The sequence below is a fragment of the Butyricimonas sp. DFI.6.44 genome (genome assembly GCF_022132345.1).
In the GTDB taxonomy this organism is placed as follows: domain Bacteria; phylum Bacteroidota; class Bacteroidia; order Bacteroidales; family Marinifilaceae; genus Butyricimonas; species Butyricimonas muris.
This window is the reverse complement of sequence record NZ_JAKNJD010000035.1, coordinates 1-578: the sequence shown is the minus strand read 5'-3', so window position 1 is coordinate 578 and position 578 is coordinate 1. Positions and strand designations below refer to the sequence as shown.

The following is a 578-nucleotide window of genomic DNA, read 5'->3' as shown; positions in this document are numbered from 1 at the left end:
ATCAAACTCTTTTATTGTCAAGTATCCGCTTTGGTAAATCAATGGAATCGGATTATTCATGGTCACCCGGTATTCCGTGAATGCCGATTCGGGTAATTCAACCCCGTCAATTAATTCCCGGATGTCGAAATCACTTTTTTTCAGTAACTCCACGAGGAATGTCGGAGTGCCCGTGTGAAACCAATAATTGCCGTATTCCAGTTTGCTGAAACAACTCAACACGCTGAACGGGTTGAACATTCCGGCTCCTCGCGGGTGGAAGTGATATCCGTCGTACCGGGCTTCCATTTTCGCCAGTGCTTCTGCCGGGGAAAGATTGTTCCTTTCGGCGAGAGCCTTGATTTCCGGTTGGAAATCCCGTTCCAGTTCTTCTTTGGTGATACCGCAAATAGAGGAATACGCGTAGTCCATGCTAATATCGTTCAACTGGTTGAGATCGCTGAACACGCTCTCTTGGGCGAATTTTGTCACCCCGGTGAGGAACACGAACCGCAAGTAGCGATCGGCACTCTTGAGTACCCCGTAAAACGCTTTCAGCGTATCGCGGTAATATTCCAGCAACGGCATATTTCCTAGAG

1 protein-coding gene is annotated in these 578 nt (G+C 48.1%); it reads right to left on the bottom strand.

Features of this window, described 5'->3' with window-relative positions; all coding sequences use genetic code 11:
• The coding region (locus L0M98_RS22530; RefSeq protein ID WP_227217897.1) for an AAA family ATPase at positions 1-578 on the bottom strand (578 nt) is incomplete at both ends.